This window comes from Nonomuraea sp. NPDC059194 (genome assembly GCF_042754765.1).
Taxonomy (GTDB): domain Bacteria; phylum Actinomycetota; class Actinomycetes; order Streptosporangiales; family Streptosporangiaceae; genus Nonomuraea.
Genome location: NZ_JBHZBH010000010.1, coordinates 13,982 through 29,950, shown reverse-complemented (window position 1 = coordinate 29,950; position 15,969 = coordinate 13,982). Strand labels below are relative to the sequence as shown.

General features: G+C 71.2%; 15 protein-coding genes and 2 pseudogenes. 8 read left to right on the top strand and 9 right to left on the bottom strand.

From position 1 onward, the window contains the following. Positions 1-2 precede the first annotated feature (2 nt). The gene (locus ACFXJ8_RS15250) at positions 3-320 is read left to right on the top strand and encodes a hypothetical protein (RefSeq protein WP_192773063.1); all 318 of its coding nucleotides are present in this window, start codon (positions 3-5) and stop codon (positions 318-320) included. Further along, a pseudogene (locus tag ACFXJ8_RS15245) lies at positions 278-598 on the top strand (integrase core domain-containing protein); the annotation flags it as partial. The gene ACFXJ8_RS15250 and the pseudogene ACFXJ8_RS15245, both read left to right, overlap by 43 nt. A gap of 20 nt (positions 599-618) precedes the next feature. On the opposite strand, the gene ACFXJ8_RS15240 reads toward ACFXJ8_RS15245, so the two are convergent. The 9 genes and pseudogenes from ACFXJ8_RS15240 to ACFXJ8_RS15200 all read right to left on the bottom strand — a co-directional run bounded on the left by ACFXJ8_RS15240 (position 619) and on the right by ACFXJ8_RS15200 (position 9,404). Continuing rightward, the gene (locus tag ACFXJ8_RS15240) at positions 619-1,830 is read right to left on the bottom strand and encodes an acyltransferase family protein (protein ID WP_379644497.1); all 1,212 of its coding nucleotides are present in this window, start codon (positions 1,828-1,830) and stop codon (positions 619-621) included. 410 nt (positions 1,831-2,240) lie between these two features. Further along, positions 2,241-2,855: a hypothetical protein gene (locus tag ACFXJ8_RS15235; protein WP_379644496.1), complete on the bottom strand. Its 615-nt coding sequence runs from the start codon at positions 2,853-2,855 to the stop codon at positions 2,241-2,243. An 84-nt stretch (positions 2,856-2,939) separates the two neighbouring features. Beyond that, positions 2,940-4,278, bottom strand: a pseudogene (locus ACFXJ8_RS15230) (alkaline phosphatase family protein). Then, positions 4,278-5,342 carry a metabolite traffic protein EboE gene (gene eboE, locus ACFXJ8_RS15225; RefSeq protein WP_379644495.1) on the bottom strand — a complete coding sequence of 355 codons (1,065 nt, stop codon included), beginning with the start codon at positions 5,340-5,342 and terminating at the stop codon, positions 4,278-4,280. Before eboE ends, ACFXJ8_RS15230 begins: the two are co-directional and overlap by 1 nt. After that, positions 5,342-6,169 (bottom strand): TatD family hydrolase, encoded by an 828-nt coding sequence (locus ACFXJ8_RS15220; RefSeq protein WP_379644494.1) that lies wholly within the window; start codon positions 6,167-6,169, stop codon positions 5,342-5,344. The genes eboE and ACFXJ8_RS15220 overlap by 1 nt, the downstream gene beginning before the upstream one ends. Next, positions 6,169-6,657, bottom strand: a complete 489-nt coding sequence (locus ACFXJ8_RS15215) for an EboA domain-containing protein (RefSeq protein WP_379644493.1) — start codon at positions 6,655-6,657, stop codon at positions 6,169-6,171. Before ACFXJ8_RS15215 ends, ACFXJ8_RS15220 begins: the two co-directional genes overlap by 1 nt. Beyond that, a complete protein-coding gene (locus tag ACFXJ8_RS15210; protein ID WP_379644492.1) occupies positions 6,638-7,468 on the bottom strand; it encodes a sugar phosphate isomerase/epimerase family protein in 831 nt (276 codons plus the stop codon). The genes ACFXJ8_RS15215 and ACFXJ8_RS15210 overlap by 20 nt, the downstream gene beginning before the upstream one ends. Continuing rightward, entirely contained in the window at positions 7,465-8,277 is an 813-nt protein-coding gene (locus ACFXJ8_RS15205; RefSeq protein ID WP_379644491.1) for an SCO3242 family prenyltransferase, read from the bottom strand. The genes ACFXJ8_RS15210 and ACFXJ8_RS15205 overlap by 4 nt, the downstream gene beginning before the upstream one ends. Further along, positions 8,274-9,404, bottom strand: a complete 1,131-nt coding sequence (locus tag ACFXJ8_RS15200; protein WP_379644490.1) for an inositol-3-phosphate synthase — start codon at positions 9,402-9,404, stop codon at positions 8,274-8,276. The genes ACFXJ8_RS15205 and ACFXJ8_RS15200 overlap by 4 nt, the downstream gene beginning before the upstream one ends. 127 nt (positions 9,405-9,531) lie before the next feature. Here ACFXJ8_RS15200 and ACFXJ8_RS15195 point away from each other — a divergent pair, with 127 nt between their 5' ends. From ACFXJ8_RS15195 to ACFXJ8_RS15170, 6 genes are read left to right on the top strand one after another with little or no spacing between them, the layout of a single operon-like run. Then, positions 9,532-10,566 carry a Gfo/Idh/MocA family protein gene (locus tag ACFXJ8_RS15195; RefSeq protein WP_379644489.1) on the top strand — a complete coding sequence of 345 codons (1,035 nt, stop codon included), beginning with the start codon at positions 9,532-9,534 and terminating at the stop codon, positions 10,564-10,566. Between the two features lie 2 nt (positions 10,567-10,568). After that, entirely contained in the window at positions 10,569-11,999 is a 1,431-nt protein-coding gene (locus ACFXJ8_RS15190) for a sugar ABC transporter ATP-binding protein (RefSeq protein ID WP_379644634.1), read from the top strand. Beyond that, on the top strand, positions 11,996-13,009 hold the full coding sequence (locus tag ACFXJ8_RS15185) for an ABC transporter permease (RefSeq protein WP_379644488.1): 1,014 nt from the start codon (positions 11,996-11,998) through the stop codon (positions 13,007-13,009). The genes ACFXJ8_RS15190 and ACFXJ8_RS15185 overlap by 4 nt, the downstream gene beginning before the upstream one ends. Continuing rightward, complete coding sequence (locus ACFXJ8_RS15180) at positions 13,006-13,950, top strand: ABC transporter permease (protein ID WP_379644487.1); 945 nt, start codon at positions 13,006-13,008, stop codon at positions 13,948-13,950. The genes ACFXJ8_RS15185 and ACFXJ8_RS15180 overlap by 4 nt, the downstream gene beginning before the upstream one ends. Next, positions 13,937-15,157 carry a substrate-binding domain-containing protein gene (locus ACFXJ8_RS15175; RefSeq protein ID WP_379644486.1) on the top strand — a complete coding sequence of 407 codons (1,221 nt, stop codon included), beginning with the start codon at positions 13,937-13,939 and terminating at the stop codon, positions 15,155-15,157. The genes ACFXJ8_RS15180 and ACFXJ8_RS15175 overlap by 14 nt, the downstream gene beginning before the upstream one ends. Further along, positions 15,154-15,969 carry a sugar phosphate isomerase/epimerase family protein gene (locus ACFXJ8_RS15170; protein ID WP_379644485.1) on the top strand — a complete coding sequence of 272 codons (816 nt, stop codon included), beginning with the start codon at positions 15,154-15,156 and terminating at the stop codon, positions 15,967-15,969. The genes ACFXJ8_RS15175 and ACFXJ8_RS15170 overlap by 4 nt, the downstream gene beginning before the upstream one ends.

Below are 15,969 nucleotides of genomic sequence, written 5' to 3'. Positions count from 1 at the left end.
CGATGAGCGCGGAAGAGGATTTCAAGCAGGTCGGCGCCGAGCTGGCCGACCTGGGTGTACGGATCTCCAGGATGATGGGGAGTCCCGCGCTCAAAGATCAGGCGGGGAAGGTGTTCGCGAGCCTGCAGCGCGACGGCGCGATGGTGTTCCGGCTGGTCAGGGACACCCCCGAACACACAGCCGCGCTCCAGCTGGCCGGGGCGTCCCTGTTCGACCCTTCGGGGCAGGGCAGGGCGATAAAGGACTGGGTGGTCGTGCCCCACTCCTCGGCCGAGAAATGGACGGATCTGGCCGAGGCCGCCCTCAGCCGCCCACGCTGATCAGTAGGCAACGTCGACGGTGTGGCGTCGCTCCCACGGCGGGCAAGCATGGGCTGTGCGAGAAACCGCTGGCCACTGGGCATGCTCGTCATCCAGTCGATCGCCTCGGGGATACCGCCGCCCGCTACCGGGCCGAATGCCGCAAGCACGGGGTGGTGCAGTCGATGGGCCGGGTCGGCTGCGCGCTCGACAACGCCGCCGCTGAGTCGTTCAACAGCACGCTGAAGGTCGAGTACGTGCACCGGCACCGCTTCAAGACCCGGGCCGAGGCCCGCCTGAAGATTGACATCGCCGCCCGTCAGCGGGCTCTTCCGGGTCGTGGGGAGGCGGAGGCGAGGCGTTTGCCCAGCCGCTGGGCCGGAGCTTCCACCAAGCGCCAGGTCAGCGCGCTGAGTGCCAGCAGCACCCCCACCACGCACGCCAGCACGGCCAGCCGCAGGCCCAGCGTCACGACCAGCGGTTCGGGCAAGAACCGCTCCACACTTTCCAGCAGCAGGGGATGGAGCAGGTAGATCGAGTAACTGACCAGCCCCAGCCACGCCAGAGGCCGCGGCACCTGCCTGTGCCGCAGCCTCATCCCCACGGCGAAGGTGAGCCAGGCGGCGGCCATAGCCGTCTGCAGGCCGAGCTCTCCCCACGTCAGACCCGTCCAGGCCAGCGGCACCAGCGCCACCCATCCCGCCGCCGTCCAGGAGATCTCGCCCTGCTCGGCCCGATACAGCGCCGTGCCCGCGAACATGGTGGCCAGGATCAGCAGCCCTTGCCATGGGTCCGGATAGCTCTGATTGACCGCCAGGAGGCCGAGCACGGTCACTCCGAGGACGATCGCACCCGCGCGCCGTACCGAGGCTGAGCCCTTCAGCACGGCGGTCAGGCCGCCCGCCACCAGCGCGGTCACCACCAGAACGACCGTCAGCATCCGGCCAGAGCCGCCGACCGACAGCAGCTTGGCAGGCAACGCGGCCGCGCCCAGCACGGCCACCACAGCGAAGCCCAGTGCGCCCGTGACGCTCCTGCGGTGCACGCCGAGCGTGAACATCGCGGTCAGCAGCAGGTAGAAGGCCATCTCATACGACAGCGTCCACAGCACGTTGACCAGGTTCGGCACGTACAGCAGGTTCTGCAGCATCGTCAGATGACCCAGCACCATGGAGGCCGGTCGGTCGCTCCACCAGATGTGCAGGCCGTCCCAGCCCACGGCCACCAGCAGCGCCATGCCGGCCACACATACACCGAACAGTGGATACAGCCGGAACAGGCGAGAGATCCAGAAGGCCCGCACGCTGCCTCGCCGCTCCAGCGAGGCGGGGACGATGTAGCCGCTGACCAGGAAGAACACGATCACGCCGTACCAGCCGGGCTCGAAGAGCGCTTTGACCGGCACCCTGGCCTCAGGCAGCAGCGGCTTGAGCGCGTGCTCGAAGACCACGACAAGAGCGGCGATGCCGCGCAGGGCGTCGAGCCATGCCAGGCGCTGCCGGGTCCGCTCGGGCGCTTCGATGCTCAGCATCCGGACATGCTAGCGATCAATGTCTGCAATCCCGGTGTTTGCTGGGAATTGAGCAGTGGGGGTGGCGGTGGGAGCCGACACCCGGGGTCGGTTGCGTCCACGACTTGTCACCCAGGTGCTCCCTGAATCGTGGCCGACCACCACAGCCCGGGAACGTCCGGACTGGCAGCGAGGTCTCAAATCGTGCGTTCCAGCTCTGACAAAGCCACCGAAACGTAACCAGATCACGAAATAGCGGCCGGGGCTCGGTCGCCCGGTGACCGTACAAGGGCCTGCGTACGGCCGACGACGCCATGGTGATCGCGCTGTCCCGGCAGGAGCCAGAGCGGTTCGCCACGCGGCGAAGATCAAGCGGTACGTCGTCAGACGCCTCAGCGAGGCCCCCGCCGGTCGATCTGCTGGACGCCGTCTCAGCACTCCCCGGCGGCCTGGCACAACCGGGGAGCCATCGCCCGGGCGTCGGCCAGCAGCGTCGTGAAGTCATGCTTGCCGATCTTGCCGTACGCCGTGAACTCGCTGTACACCAGCACGGCGCTGCCCTTCCTGACCACCACGGCACGCTCGGCGCCACCGAGGCTCTGCTTCGAGACGTTCTGGGCACTGAAGGTGAAGGCCTCATCACCCAGCTTCGCGGCCGACGTGGTCTTGGTGGCCAGCTTCTTCGTGGCGCACGACGCGGCCCCGGTCACCAACCGCTTCATGACCTGCTGCGCCCCCGCGGGGCTGGGCATGATGACCACCTGCTCGGCAAAGCGGTAGTCGCTGTCGCCGCTGGCGTTGACCGTACGGGAGTCCTCGGCCTTCCGTACGCTCGGCCGCTTCGACGGGCAGTCGGTCAGCAGGGCGAGGGGCTGGGCCTTGTCGGTGACCTCCCAGCCCATGTGCTCGTGCTGGGCCTTCTTGTGCTCGTACTTCAGAAAGCCCTTGGGGATCTCGCGCGGGGCGGCCGCGAAGGCGGGGGCGGTGGCGGTGGCGCCGAAGACGAGCACGGCACCGGCGACGCCGGCGAGGGTGAGCTTGATCATGGGGGATTACCGCTTTCTTGATCAGTGAATGCGCAACATCATCTTTGATGCGATCAAGAAGCCAAAGGTTCGCGAACAGGCGCCTCAAGACCGTCGACCTCCGCCGGGGTGGCGGATGGAGATGAGCCCTTCGAGCAACCCCTTCACCGCCGTGGCGGGGTAGGCGTCACCGTCGAAGGGGCCGAGCAGGACGGGCCCGTCGTCGGCGCTGTCGGGCAGCCGGCCGTGGCTCCCCCGCACGGGCGAGGGGTCCAGCGGCACCACCGACATCGTGTAGCGCAGGCCGAGCTTCTTGCGGGCCACCGCCAGGCCCGCGCGGACCTTGACGAACGGGTCGGCGGGATCCATGAACAGCTCGGCCGGGTCGTAGCCGGGCTTGCGGTGGATGTCGACCAGCCGGGCGAAGTCCGGGGCGCGCGTCGTCCAGCCAGTAGTAGTACGTGAACCACGCGTCAGGCTCGGCGACCGCGACCAGCTCGCCCGAGCGCTCGTGGTCGAGACCGTGGACGGCCTTGCCCGCCTCGTCCAGCACCTCGTCGACGCCGGGCAGCTCGGACACGACCGACCGCACCCGCGGCAGATCGGCGGGCTCGCGCACGTAGACGTGGGCGAGCTGGTGGTCGGCGACGGCGAACGCCCGCGAAGTCCACGGGTCGAGGTACTCCATCCCCGCTTGCGTGTACACCTCGAGCAACCCGGCCGCGCGCAGCGCCCGGTTGATGTCGACCGGCCTGGACGCGGGCGTGATGCCGTACTCCGACAGCACGACGAACGTGGCGTCCTCGGCCAGCAGGGGAGCGAGGGCGGCCTCGACCGCGCGTGCCGCGGCGACCGCCTCAGGCCCGTCGGGACCGTACCGCTGCAGGTCGTAGTCGAGGTGCGGGACATAGACCAGCAGCAGATCGGGCCGGTGGGCGCGCAGGATGTGGACGGAGGCGTCGACGATCCACTCGGTCGAGGCGATGCCCGCGCCCGGCCCCCAGTAGCTGAACAGCGGGAATGGCGGCAGCTCGTCGTGGAGGGAGGGCGGCCGCGTGTAGCAGTCCGGCGACTTGCGCCCGTCGGCGTGGTAGATCGGGCGGGGGGTGACGAGCAGGTCGGCGGCCGCCCCCATGGCGTACCACCAGCAGACGTTGGCGGTGCGCAGGCCGGGCACCGAGTCCCAGAGCTGGCCGCCCTGGATGAGCGCGTTGTGCTGCCGCCACAGGAAGATCTCGCCCAGGTCCCTGAAGTACCAGCCGTTGCCGACGATCCCATGCTCGCGCGGCGGCGCGCCGGTGAGCAGGGTGGCCTGCATGGAGCAGGTGACGGCGGGCAGCACGGGACGCAGCGCGGCCGCCGCGCCTACCTTGGCCACCCGCGGCATGTGCGCGAGCAGGCGTGGGGTCAGCCCGACCACGTTGATCACGACGATCGGCGGCATCACAGCTCCTTCAGTCCGAGGGCGGCCAGCTCGCGCCGCATCCAGGCGAGCTCGGCGGCGATGCCGCCGAGCACGTCCTGATCGGGTAGCACTGTCCAGGTGTAGGTCTCGACCTCGATGTGCCTGGTGAGCGGCGCGGCCAGCACCGCACGCAGCAGCTCGCCGAGATACCCGGCGGTGGTGGTCAGCGGCGGCGGAGGGGCGGCGTGCAGGGGCATGTGGAAATGGGTCCGCCACCTCTCCTCGTACGGCAGGCGCGCCAGCGCCTCGTCCAGATCGTCGGCGTAGCCGGAGGCGCACCTGGTCTGGTGCAGGAACCGCGCCTCGTGGAACCTCTCGAGCGCCCGCTGCGCCCCCGGCGGCGTCTCCAGCGCGCACGACGCCTGCAGCTTCACGATCGGCAGGTCGCCGAAGTCGAGCCCCTCGAATCCGACGGCGAGGTGGCAGGCGTCCAGGCAGACGCCGAGGAGGTCGTCGCGCGGCAGCAGCTCGGCGGCCTGGGCGGTGGTCTCGATGACGCAACCGGGTTCCGGCTCGAAGGCGACCCTGATGGTCTTGCCCGTCCGCTCGCCCACCTCGCGCAGCCCCTCGACCAGGCTCCCCAGCAGGGCGGTCGGCGCGCCCTGGGTCCGCCAGGCCAGCGGCAGCGTCGAGATCGAGCCCTCGGCCACGTCGTCCGGTAACAGGGCGGCGAGGATCGCGGCCAGGTCGAGGGTGTAGGACAGCCGCTCGGGCGAGGACCAGTCGGGGGAGTAGACGCGGTGTTTCACCACCTCCCGCTGGAAGCCGCCGTAGGGGAAGCCGTTCAGCGTGACGACCTCCAGGCCGTTGGCGTCGAGCGTGGCGCGCAGCCGTACCAGCTCGCGGCGGTCGGCCAGCAGGGCGCGGGCGGCTCCGGCGGAAAGCCACAGCCCCACGCCGAGCAGCGGCACACCGAGCAGCGCGCGGACGCGGGCGCAGGAGCCGGACAGCTGGTCGTGGATGCCCGGCAGGTCCTCGGCGGGGTGGACGTTCGTGCAGTAGGCCAGGTGGACGATGGAGCCGCCGGGATGTAGCAGGCGCATCAGCCACCCCGCTTGATGGTGTTGCCCGCGTAGTCGTCGCCCGTGATGGGCGCCGCGGGATCGACGCCGTAGAAGGCGGACGGATTGCGCCACAGCACCCTGTCGACGTCGTCAGCGGTGAAACCGGCGGCGAGCATCGCCTCGCCGACGGCCCTGGTGCGCAGCGGATCGCTCCTGCCCCAGTCGGCCGCCGAGTTCACCAGCATCCGCTCGGTGCCGTACTCCCGGAGGATCGCCACCATCCGGTCAGGGTCCATCTTGGTGTCGGGGTAGATCGAGAAGCCCATCCAGCAGCCGGAGTCGGCGACCATGCCCACCGTCACCTCGTTGAGGTGGTCGACCAGCACGCGTTCGGGCGGCAGGCCCTTGACGACGTCCAGCGTGCGCCGGGTGCCCGCCGCCTTGTCCCGGTGCGGAGTGTGCACCAGGACGGGCAGGTCGTGCTCCGCGGCCATGGCGAGCTGCGCCTCGAACGCTCTGTCCTCCGCGGGCGTCATCGAGTCGTAGCCGACCTCGCCGACCGCCACGACCGCTTCCTTCAGCAGGTAGCGGGGCAGCTCGTCGAGCACGCCCATGCAGCGCGGGTCGTTGGCCTCCTTGGGGTTGAGCGCCAGCGCGCACAGGTGGCGGATGCCGTGTTGCGCCGCCCGGTACGGCTCCCAGCCCAGCAGCGCGTCGAAGTAGTCGAGGAAACTGCCCACGTTGGTGCGCGGCTGGCCCAGCCAGAAAGCCGGTTCGACGACCGCGCGCACCCCCGCCCCGTGCATCCGCTCGTAGTCGTCGGTGGTCCTGGAGGTCATGTGAATGTGGGGGTCGAAGATGCGCATCAGATCCTCTCCAGCACGTCGGAGGGCACGGTCCGACCGGCGGCTCTGCGTTCGTCGGCGTAGGCGGTCAGCATCCGAGCCAGCTCGGGGTCGAAGCGCTCGTCGAGCCCGGCGATCCGGTCGAGCGGGATCGCCATGAACACGCACTTCAGCACGCCCTGGCGGTAGGAGTGCTCGTCGAGCACGCGCGCGCCGTACGGGCCGAGAGCGGCGGCGACGAGCCTGGCGTCGTTGGTGCGCAGCGCGTCCTCCACCAGCGGCAGCGCCGCGTCACCGAGGTCGAGCCGGTCCAGCGCGTCCAGAACGGCCAGGCGCTCGCCGGCGTCGCCGTTCCGGTACAGCGCCACGACCGTCGCCGCGTCCACCTGCCGTAGCAGGGCGGCTCTGGCGGAGGGGCCGCCCCTGCGAGCTGCCACCGGGAACAGGCGGTGCACCGCCTCCCGGTCGGCCTTCACCTGCCGTACGGCCTCAGCCGTCCAGTCGCCCATGTGCCCTCCTCAGGAAGTCGATCGACCGGCGGGCGACATCGGGGGCGGCGTGGCCGTGCCTGGCCAGCTCGACCGCCACCTGACCGCGGTAACCCGCGAGCGCGGCGATGACAGGCGGGAAGCTGATCTCGCCCGCCCCGAACTCCAGGTGCTCGTGGACTCCCCTGCGCATGTCCTCGATCTGCACGTGCGCCAGGTGCGGAAGCGCCCGCTGGACGCAGTCCGGCACGTTCTGCGGTTCGACGCACCTGCAGTGCCCGACGTCCAGCGTGAGCCCGAAGCGGGGGTGGCCGCCGAGCAGGTCACGCAGCCGTTCGTAGCCCGCCAGGTCGGCGACCAGCATCCCGGGCTCCGGCTCGAAGGCGAGCGTGACGGCAAGCTCGTCGGCGTCGTCGAGCAGCCGCTCGCACCATCCGGTCAGCCTGGCCCACGCCTCCTCCTCGGGGACGCCGTCCGGTCTGGCCCCACTCCACAGGTGCACGACGGGCGCGCCGAGGTCGGCGGCGATCCGCATGGCCCGGCGCAGGTAGTCGGCCCTGCGCCGGCCGTCCTCGCCGAGCAGCGTCGGGTGGTGCTTGCGCCACGGGTCGAGCGTGTAGCGGCCGCCCGTCTCCACGACCGCTGTCATGCCGAGCTCGCCGAGCAGCTTGGCGGTGGCCGCCACCTCACGGGCGAGGCCGGGAGCGTACGGGTCGAGGTGGCCGTGGTCGGGCGTGATCGCGGCTCCGGTGTAGCCGAGGTCGGCCAGGACGGCCAGCGCCTCGGGCAGCCGGTGGTCGCGGAAGCCGTTGGTGCAGTAGGACCAGTTCACGAGGTGGCCACCAGTCTCGACAGCCGGCCGCCGAAGGGCGCGGCGGCCAGGAGCGCCACGGACTGGGCGGGGCGGCCGTGCCCGGCGACGGCGGCGGCCTGCAGGGGGATGAGGGCCACGATGCTCAGCCGTACGGCCTGCCGTACGCGCGCGGGATCGGGGTCGGCGCGGAGGCCGGCCAGGGCTCGCCCGGCGGTGGTGACGTAGCCGGCCAGCGGCGCGCCGGGGCAGGTCCACGCGACGAGCGCGGCGGCGGTGGCGCAGGCGGCCAGCGCGCCCCTGATGGTCGCGCCGGTGGCGCCCTTCGTCTCGGCGCGGCCGAGGACGCTGATGCCGTAGGTGTGCGCGCCGATGGCGAGCGCGGTGGGAACGGCCCGCGCCGCCCCGCCCGCGCCGAGCATGACGTCGAGCACCCGGCAGGCGGCCATGGCGCTGGGTCCGGCGGCCGTGCGCTTGAGCGCCAGGTCATAGGCCCATACCGCGCCCGCGAGCAGGCCGGCCAGCCCGAGCCCTCGCCTGCCGTCCGCGACGAAGGCGGCGAGCAGGCCGGCGCCCGTGCAGCCCACCGCGGTGGCGAGCGCCGTGGCGGGGCTGATCCGGCCGGAGGGGACGGGGCGTTCGGGCCGGTCGAGAGCGTCCTGGTGGCGGTCCGACCAGTCGTTGAGCGCCATGCCGGCCCAGTACAGCAGTGTCGAGGCCAGGGCCGTCCCGGCGCGGACGGGCGAGCCCGCGGCGGCGGCGCCGGCCATCGTGTCGCCCGGCACCGATAGCGCGGCGGGTGCTCTGACCAGTTCGAGAAGCGCTCTCATGCGAGCGACTCCGCGAAGGCCCGCAGCCTGGCGTCCTGGGCGGGCAGCGCGTGCTCGGCGTCGCCGAGGGGGTCCTTGAAGAAGTAGCCGAGTTCGCCGAGCGCTCCCCGCCGGCCCCGCTCGTGCGCCCGGGCGACGAGCCTGGCCAGGTCGAGCACCAGGGGCGCGGCCAGCGCGGAGTCGCAGCCTTGCCAGGTGAACTGCATGGTCATCCGCACGCCCATGAACCCCTCGAAGGTGACGTGGTCCCATGCGGTCTTCCACTCGCCGAGGCCGGCCACGTAGTCGATGTGCGTGTGCCCCTCGACCTGGCCGCCGAGGATGCCCTCGACCGCCCTGTCCTTCGAGGTCTGCTTGCTCAGCCTGGCCGCAGGGTCGGCCAGGGTCGCGCCGTCGCCGCCGCCGAGCAGGTTCAGGCCCGACCACGAGCGCACGGCCAGCCCTCGCCCCTCGAACATCGGCGCGAGCGCGCTCTTCACCAGTGTCTCGCCCGTCTTGCCGTCGCGTCCCGCGTACGGCACGCCCTCGGCCGTCGCCAGCTGCGCCAGCGCGGGAAGGGCGGGACCTGCCGACGGAGTGAACGCCACATAGCCGCATCCGGCGTGGAAGGCCGCGTAGGCGTAAAGCGAGCTGGCCGGCAGTATCGAAGCCCCGGTGGCCAGCGCCGCCTCCAGCGCCTCCAGGTCGGCGAACTCGGGCCGCCACGCCACGGGCGGCTCGGTCGATGACAGATCCACCACCACGACGCGCGCCAGGCCCCTGCGCTCGCGGAAGGCGGTGATGTCGCGAGCCAGCCTGGCGGCGGCGTCGGCCTGGTCGCCCTCGTGCGTGTGGCCGGGCCGGATCTCCTCCTCGGCCGCCTCCAGGTCGGCAGCCACCAGGGCGGGGAGCGCGGCGGGGATCACCCCGGCCTCGCTCAGCCGCTCGGCTCGCTTCCGTAAGGAGAGGGAGGCGATGTCATGGCCGCCGAACACGAGGTCGGCGATGCCGGGTAAGCCGCACGGCGGCAGCCGTTCCGCCACGCATCCCGCGGCGGGCAGCAGGCCCGACCTGATGGCCGCCGCTCCGGCCATGACGGTCGTGGCGACCGAGCCTCTGGCGCCGATGATCCATACACCAATAGCCATGTATCGGTATATAGGTCGAAGGCCTTGTGAAGTAAAGGCCCAACTTTTGCTTGACCATCATCATAAGTCGAATCTACGATCACCAAACATGGAGGACATAAGCCGGGAATCGGCTGATAATCCCCGGGTGGGCATCATCGGGACCGGCTTCATGGGCCGCGTGCACGCCCGGTCAGCCCGCCTCGCGGGCGCCACGATCGTCGGCGTCGCAGGATCCAGACCCGACAGATCAAAGGGCCCCTACGCCTCGGCGGACGAGCTCATCGAGTCGGGCGCGATCGACCTCATCCACATCTGCACCCCCAACCACCTGCACGCGCCGTTCGCGCTCAAGGCCATCGCCGCGGGGGTGGCGGTGATCTGCGAGAAGCCGCTGGCCACCGACGCGGACACGGCACAGCTCATGGCCGCCCGCGCCGGCGAGGCGGGCCTGGTGGCAACGGTCCCGTTCGTCTACCGCTTCCACGCGATGGCCCGCGAGGCCAGGCAGCGCGTGGCACGCGGCGACGTCGGCAGGGTCACCCTGATCCACGGCAGCTACCTGCAGGACTGGCTGCTGCGCCCCGAAGACGACAACTGGCGGGTCGACCCGGAGCTCGGCGGGCCCAGCCGGACGTTCGCCGACATCGGCTCGCACTGGTGCGACCTGGCCGAGTTCGTCACGGGCGAGCGCATCAGCGCGGTGTCCGCGCAGACGGGCGTCGTCCAGCGGGAGCGCGCCGGTCACGCGCCCGTGCTGACCGAGGACGTCGTCACCGTCCAGTTCCGTACGGCCGGCGGGGCGCTCGGCTCGCTCACGACGAGCCAGGTCTCGCCGGGGCGCAAGAACCGGCTCTTCCTCGAGGTGGCGGGCACCGAGCAGAGCCTGGCCTTCGACCAGGAGGAGCCGGAGAAGCTGTGGGTCGGCAGCCGCGAAGGGTCGATGACGCTGGTGCGCGACCCGCAGACGCTGACCGCCGCGGCGCTGCCGTACTCGCCGCTGCCCGCCGGGCACGCGCAGGGCTACCACGAGTGTTTCGACGCCTTCGTCGCCGACAGCTACGCCGCGCTGCGCGGCGAGCGCCGCGACGGCCTGCCCACCTTCGACGACGGGGCCCGCGCCGCCCGCGTCTGCGACGCGGTCCTCGCCTCCGCGGCCTCGGGCGGGTGGGTCGAGTGCTGAACATGACCGGGATCGGCAAGAGCTTTCTCGGCGTGCGGGTGCTGTCGGAGGTGGACCTTGCGGTCGAAGCTGGACAGGTGCACGCCGTCGTCGGCGAGAACGGCGCCGGGAAATCCACGCTCATGAAGATCCTGGCCGGGGTACACGCGCCCGACTCAGGAACGATCACCATCGACGGACGGCAGGTCTCCTTCAGTCACCCGATAGACGCCCAGCGGGCGGGGGTGGCGATCATCTATCAGGAGTTCACGCTGCTGCCCGAGCGCAGTGTCGCCGAGAACGTCTTCCTCGGCAGGGAGCCGCTGCGTCGCGGCCTGGTGGACAGGGCCGCGATGGACGGTGCGACCGCCGCGCTCCTGGCCGAACTCGGCGAGGACTCCTTCGGCCCCCGCGACCTCGTCAAGCGGCTCTCGGTGGCCCAGCAGCAGGTCGTCGAGATCGTCAAGGCGCTCTCGCTCGACGCGCGCATCGTGGTGATGGACGAGCCGACGGCCGCGCTCGCCGACCACGAGGTCGAACTGCTCTACCGGCTGGTCAGGCGATTACAGGAACGCGGCATCGCGGTGCTGTACATCTCGCACCGCCTGCGCGAGGTCTTCGACCTCGCCTCCCGGGTCACCGTGCTGAAGGACGGCCGCCTCGTCACCACCGTCGCCGCCGCCGAGGTCACCTCCGACGACCTGGTCCGCCTGATGGTGGGCCGCGACCTGGGCACCTACTACCCGCCCCGCGCCACCTCGACGGGAGAGGTACGGCTGAGCGTCACCGGCGGCGGCAACGCCCGCCTGTCGGACATCTCGCTGGAGCTGCGGGCGGGCGAGATCGTCGGCATCGCCGGCCTGCAGGGCTCCGGCCGCTCCTCCCTCGCCAAGGCGCTGTTCGGCGCCGCCCCCTTCACCACGGGCACCATGACCCCGGTCCGTCCCCGCTCGGTTCGCGAGGCCGTCGCCGCCGGCATCGGCCTCGTCACAGAGGATCGCAAGGCCGAGGGCCTGGCCCTCCGCCAGTCCGTGCGCGACAACGCGCTGCTGGTCGCCCGCGCGGTCGGCCGCCGCGGCGGCTCCGTGCGTGACCTCCTCGACCGCGTACGGGTCTCGCCGCCCCGCCCCTCGCAGGAGGTTCGCTACCTGTCGGGCGGCAACCAGCAGAAGGTCGTCCTCGCCAAGTGGATGACGCTCGCCCCCGACGTCCTGCTCTTCGACGAGCCGACCCGCGGGGTCGACGTCGGGGCCAAGGCCGCGATCCACGACCTCATGCGGGAGCTGGCCGAGGACGGGACGGCGATCATGATGATCTCCTCCGAGCTGCCGGAGCTGATCGGCATGAGCGACCGCATCGTTGTCTTACGCGACGGGCGCATCGCGGGCAGCCTGCCGGCGGGCGCGTCGGAGGAGGCCGTCATGCGACTGGCCGCGAGCGAGGAGGCGGCATGAACGACGCGCCCCCGTCCCAGCTCAAGGTCCCGCGAAAGGCGGCCGCCCCCGCGTCGGCCCGGCGTACCGCATGGGAGAGGGTCGGATCGACCCAGGCCGTGTTCGTCGCGCTCGCGGCCACGATCGTCATCGGTGGGATCCTCGTCGCCATCGACGGCGGGAACCTGCTGACCATGGAGACCGTCGTCGGCGTCCAGCAGCGCAGCGCCGCCCTCGGCATCGTGGCCGTCGGCCAGACCCTGGCCATCCTGGCCGGCTCTCTCGACCTGTCCGTCGCCTACCTCATCAGCCTCTCCTCGCTTGTCGCCGCCGAGATCATGCAGGCGGGCAGCATCCCGGGGGCTGTCGCCACCGTCGTCGCCGTCAGCGCGCTGGTAGGCCTGGTCAACGGCGTGGTGATCACCAAGCTGAAGGTCCACGCCTTCATCGCCACCCTCGGCGTCGCCCTGATCATCAAGGGGGTCCTCGACCACCTCTACGACGGCCCCGCCGGACGCGTCCCCGAGTCGTTCCAGCACCTCGGCTACGACCGCGTCGGCCCGATTCCCGTCTCCGCGATGCTGTGGGCGGCCGTGGCCCTGACCGCATGGTTCCTGCTCGCCAGGACCAGGTACGGCTACCGCGTCTACGCCGTCGGCGGCGACCCCGAGGTGGCCCGCCTGTCCGGCGTCCGCACCGACCGGGTGATCATCCTGACGCATGTCCTGTGCTCCCTGTGCGCGGGCATCGCGGGCCTGCTGCTGGCCAGCAGGCTCGGCGCGGGCGTGCCCACCGTGGGCACCGACGGAGGCTACGACCTGGAGTCGATCGCCGCGGTCGTCCTCGGCGGCACGGCGCTGGCCGGCGGCAGGGGAGGCGTGGCCGGAACCGTCGGCGGCGTCCTGCTGCTGGCCGTCCTCGACAGCGTCTTCAACCAGCTCGAAGTCAACTCCTTCGTCAAGGACGTGGTGCGGGGCGTGGTCATCGTGGTCGCCGTGGCCGTCTACGCGAGGAAGAGGAGCACCTCATGAAGCGCGCGCTCCCCATCTTCGCGGTCCTGGCCGTCCTGCTGGCCGCGATCGCGCTGGCCAACCCGTTCTTTCTCGAACCCGCCGGCTTCCTCGCCTTCGTCAAGCGGGCCGCGCCGCTGGTGATCCTGGCGGCGGGGCAGTACTTCGTGATCGTCGCGGGCGAGTTCGACCTCTCGGTCGGGTCGCTGGTCACCGTCGAGGTGGTCGTCGCCGCCCGGCTGATCGACGGGAACGAGGCGGCCACCTGGCCCGTCCTCGCCCTGGTGGTCGTCATCGGCCTGCTCGTCGGTCTGGCCAACGGGGCGGTGACGACGCTGCTGCGGGTGCCGTCGTTCATCACCACGCTCGGCATGATGCTCGTCCTGTCGGGCGCGGTGTTCCTCTGGACGGGCGGCGCGCCGCGTGGCGCGCTCTCGCAGGCCTTCAGGGTCTTCGGGCGCGACACCCTCTGGTCGGTGCTGATCCTCGCGGCCGTCGGGGCCGCGGCGGTCCTGCTCATGCGCGCCGACTTCGGCCGCACGCTCATCGCGACGGGCGACAACGCCCGGGCGGCCGCGCTGTCAGGAGTCAGGGTCACCAGGGTCAAGATCCTCGCCTTCGTCATCTCGGGTCTGGCCGCCGCGATCGCGGGCGTCCTGCTCGGCGGTTTCGCGGGCGTGTCGGCGCAGGTCGGGCAGGGCCTGGAGTTCTCCGCCATCACCGCGGTCGTCCTTGGCGGCGTGGTGCTCGGCGGCGGCAGGGGGTCGGTCGTGGCCGCCATGGCCGGGGCGCTCACCCTGGAGGCCCTGTTCACCCTGCTCAACCTGTACGGAATCTCGGGGGCGCTGGAGTTCACCGTGCAGGGCGTCATCATCATCGCCGCCGTGGCGGCGGGAGCCGTACGGCTGCCTTTCCCCCTCACCCCCCGAAAGTCCAAAGGAGACGCTCATGCCGCGTCGTAAACCCCTCCTGCTCGCGGTGACGGCGGTCACGCTGCTCGTCGCGGGGTGCACCAGCGACAAGCCGACGGACACGACCACCGCCGCGCAGTCGGCGCCCGCCTCCTCCGCCCCCGCCGCCGAGACAACGGCGGCGGGCACCGGCGAGCAGTCGGCGTTCTTCGTCCAGGCCGACTACGACGCCCAACTCGCCATGCGCGCCAAAACCGCGCAGGGGCCGGCGGACAAGCCGTGGGAGCAGGCCATCGACCCGCAGATGGTGAGCACCACCCAGTACAAGAAGGACGGCGGCTACCACCTGTGCTTCTCCAACGCGGCGGTCAACAACCCGTGGCGGCAGGTCGGCTGGAAGAGCATGCAGGCCGAGGTGGCGCTGCACAAGGAGATCACCACGTTCACGGCGCTCGACGCCGAGGGCAAGGACGACAAGCAGATCTCCGACATCGCCGAGCTGACCGGCAAGGGCTGTGACGCGTTGATCGTCTCGCCGAACACCACCGCCACTCTCACCCCCGCCGTCAAGGCGGCCTGTGGCAAGCTGCCGGTCATCATCTTCGACCGGGGCGTGGAGACCGACTGTCCCGTCACCATGATCAACCCGATCGGCGGCTACGCCTTCGGCGCCGACGGCGCCGAGTTCCTCGTCGAGAAGGTCCCGGCGGGCGGGAAGATCCTCTCCTTGCGCATCCTGCCGGGCGTCGACGTGCTGGAGACCCGCTGGTCGGCCGCCAAGGCAGCCTTCGACAAGAGCCAGTTGAAGGTCGTCGGCGTGGAGTTCACCGACGGCGACGCGGCCAAGACCAAGAGCATCGTCAGCGACTACCTCGCCCGCCACGGCAAGCTCGACGGGGTCTGGATGGACGCCGGCGCGACGGCCGTCGCCGCCATCGAGGCGTTCGAGGACGCGGGCGTGCCCGTCCCCGCCATGGTCGGCGAGGACCAGCAGGACTTCCTGCAGAAGTGGAAGCAGAACAATCTGACCGCCGTCGCGCCCACCTACCCCACCTACCAGTGGCGCACCCCGGTCATCGCCGCCCTCAGGATCCTCAAGGGTGAGGAGGTGCCGAAGACGTGGAAGCTGCCCCAGCCGAAGATCACCACTGACAACCTCGACACCTACCTGCAGCCGAACATGCCGCCGCTGCACTACGCGCTGTGCGGCTGCGAGAGCCTGCCCGGCTTCCCCGAGACCTGGGGCGGCAAGAAGTGAACCTCGGGGTCAACACCTGGGTGTGGACCTCACCGCTCACCGACCGCGACCTGGCGGCGCTCGCGCCCAAGGTCGCGGGATGGGGGTTCGACGTCATCGAGCTGCCGGTCGAGCGACCGGGCGACTGGGACCCCGCCAGGGCGGCCGACCTGCTCACCCAGCTCGGCCTGGCCGCCACGGTGGTGCTGGTCATGCCGCCGGGCCGGGACCTGGTCTCCTCCGACACGGTCAAGGAGACCCAGGACTACCTCATGCACTGCATGGACGTGGCCGAGATCGTCGGGTCCCACGTCATCGCCGGACCCGCCTACAGCGCGGTCGGCCGTACGTGGCGGATGTCGGGGGAGGAGCGCGCCGCCGCCTACGCCGAGCTGCGCGAGAACCTCAAGCCCGTCATCGACCACAGCCCGGTACGGCTGGCCGTCGAGCCGCTCAACCGCTACGAGACCAGCCTGCTCAACACCGTCGAGCAGGCGCTGGACGCCCTGCCGGAAGACGCCGGCCTGGCGCTCGACGTCTACCACCTGAACATCGAGGAGAAAGATCCGGCCGCCGCCGTCCGCGCGGCCGCCGGCCGGATCGCGCATGTCCAGGTGTGCGGCACCGACCGGGGAACCCCCGGGCAGGACCGCTTCGACTGGCCGGCCTTCACCGCGGCCCTGCGCGCGGTCTCCTACGAGGGACCGCTGGTCATCGAGTCCTTCACCGCCCACAACCAGACGATCGCCACCGCGGCCTCCATCTGGCGGCCGCTCGCACCCAGCCAGGACGCTCTCGCCGTCGACGGGCTGGCCTTCCTCCGCACTCTCTGA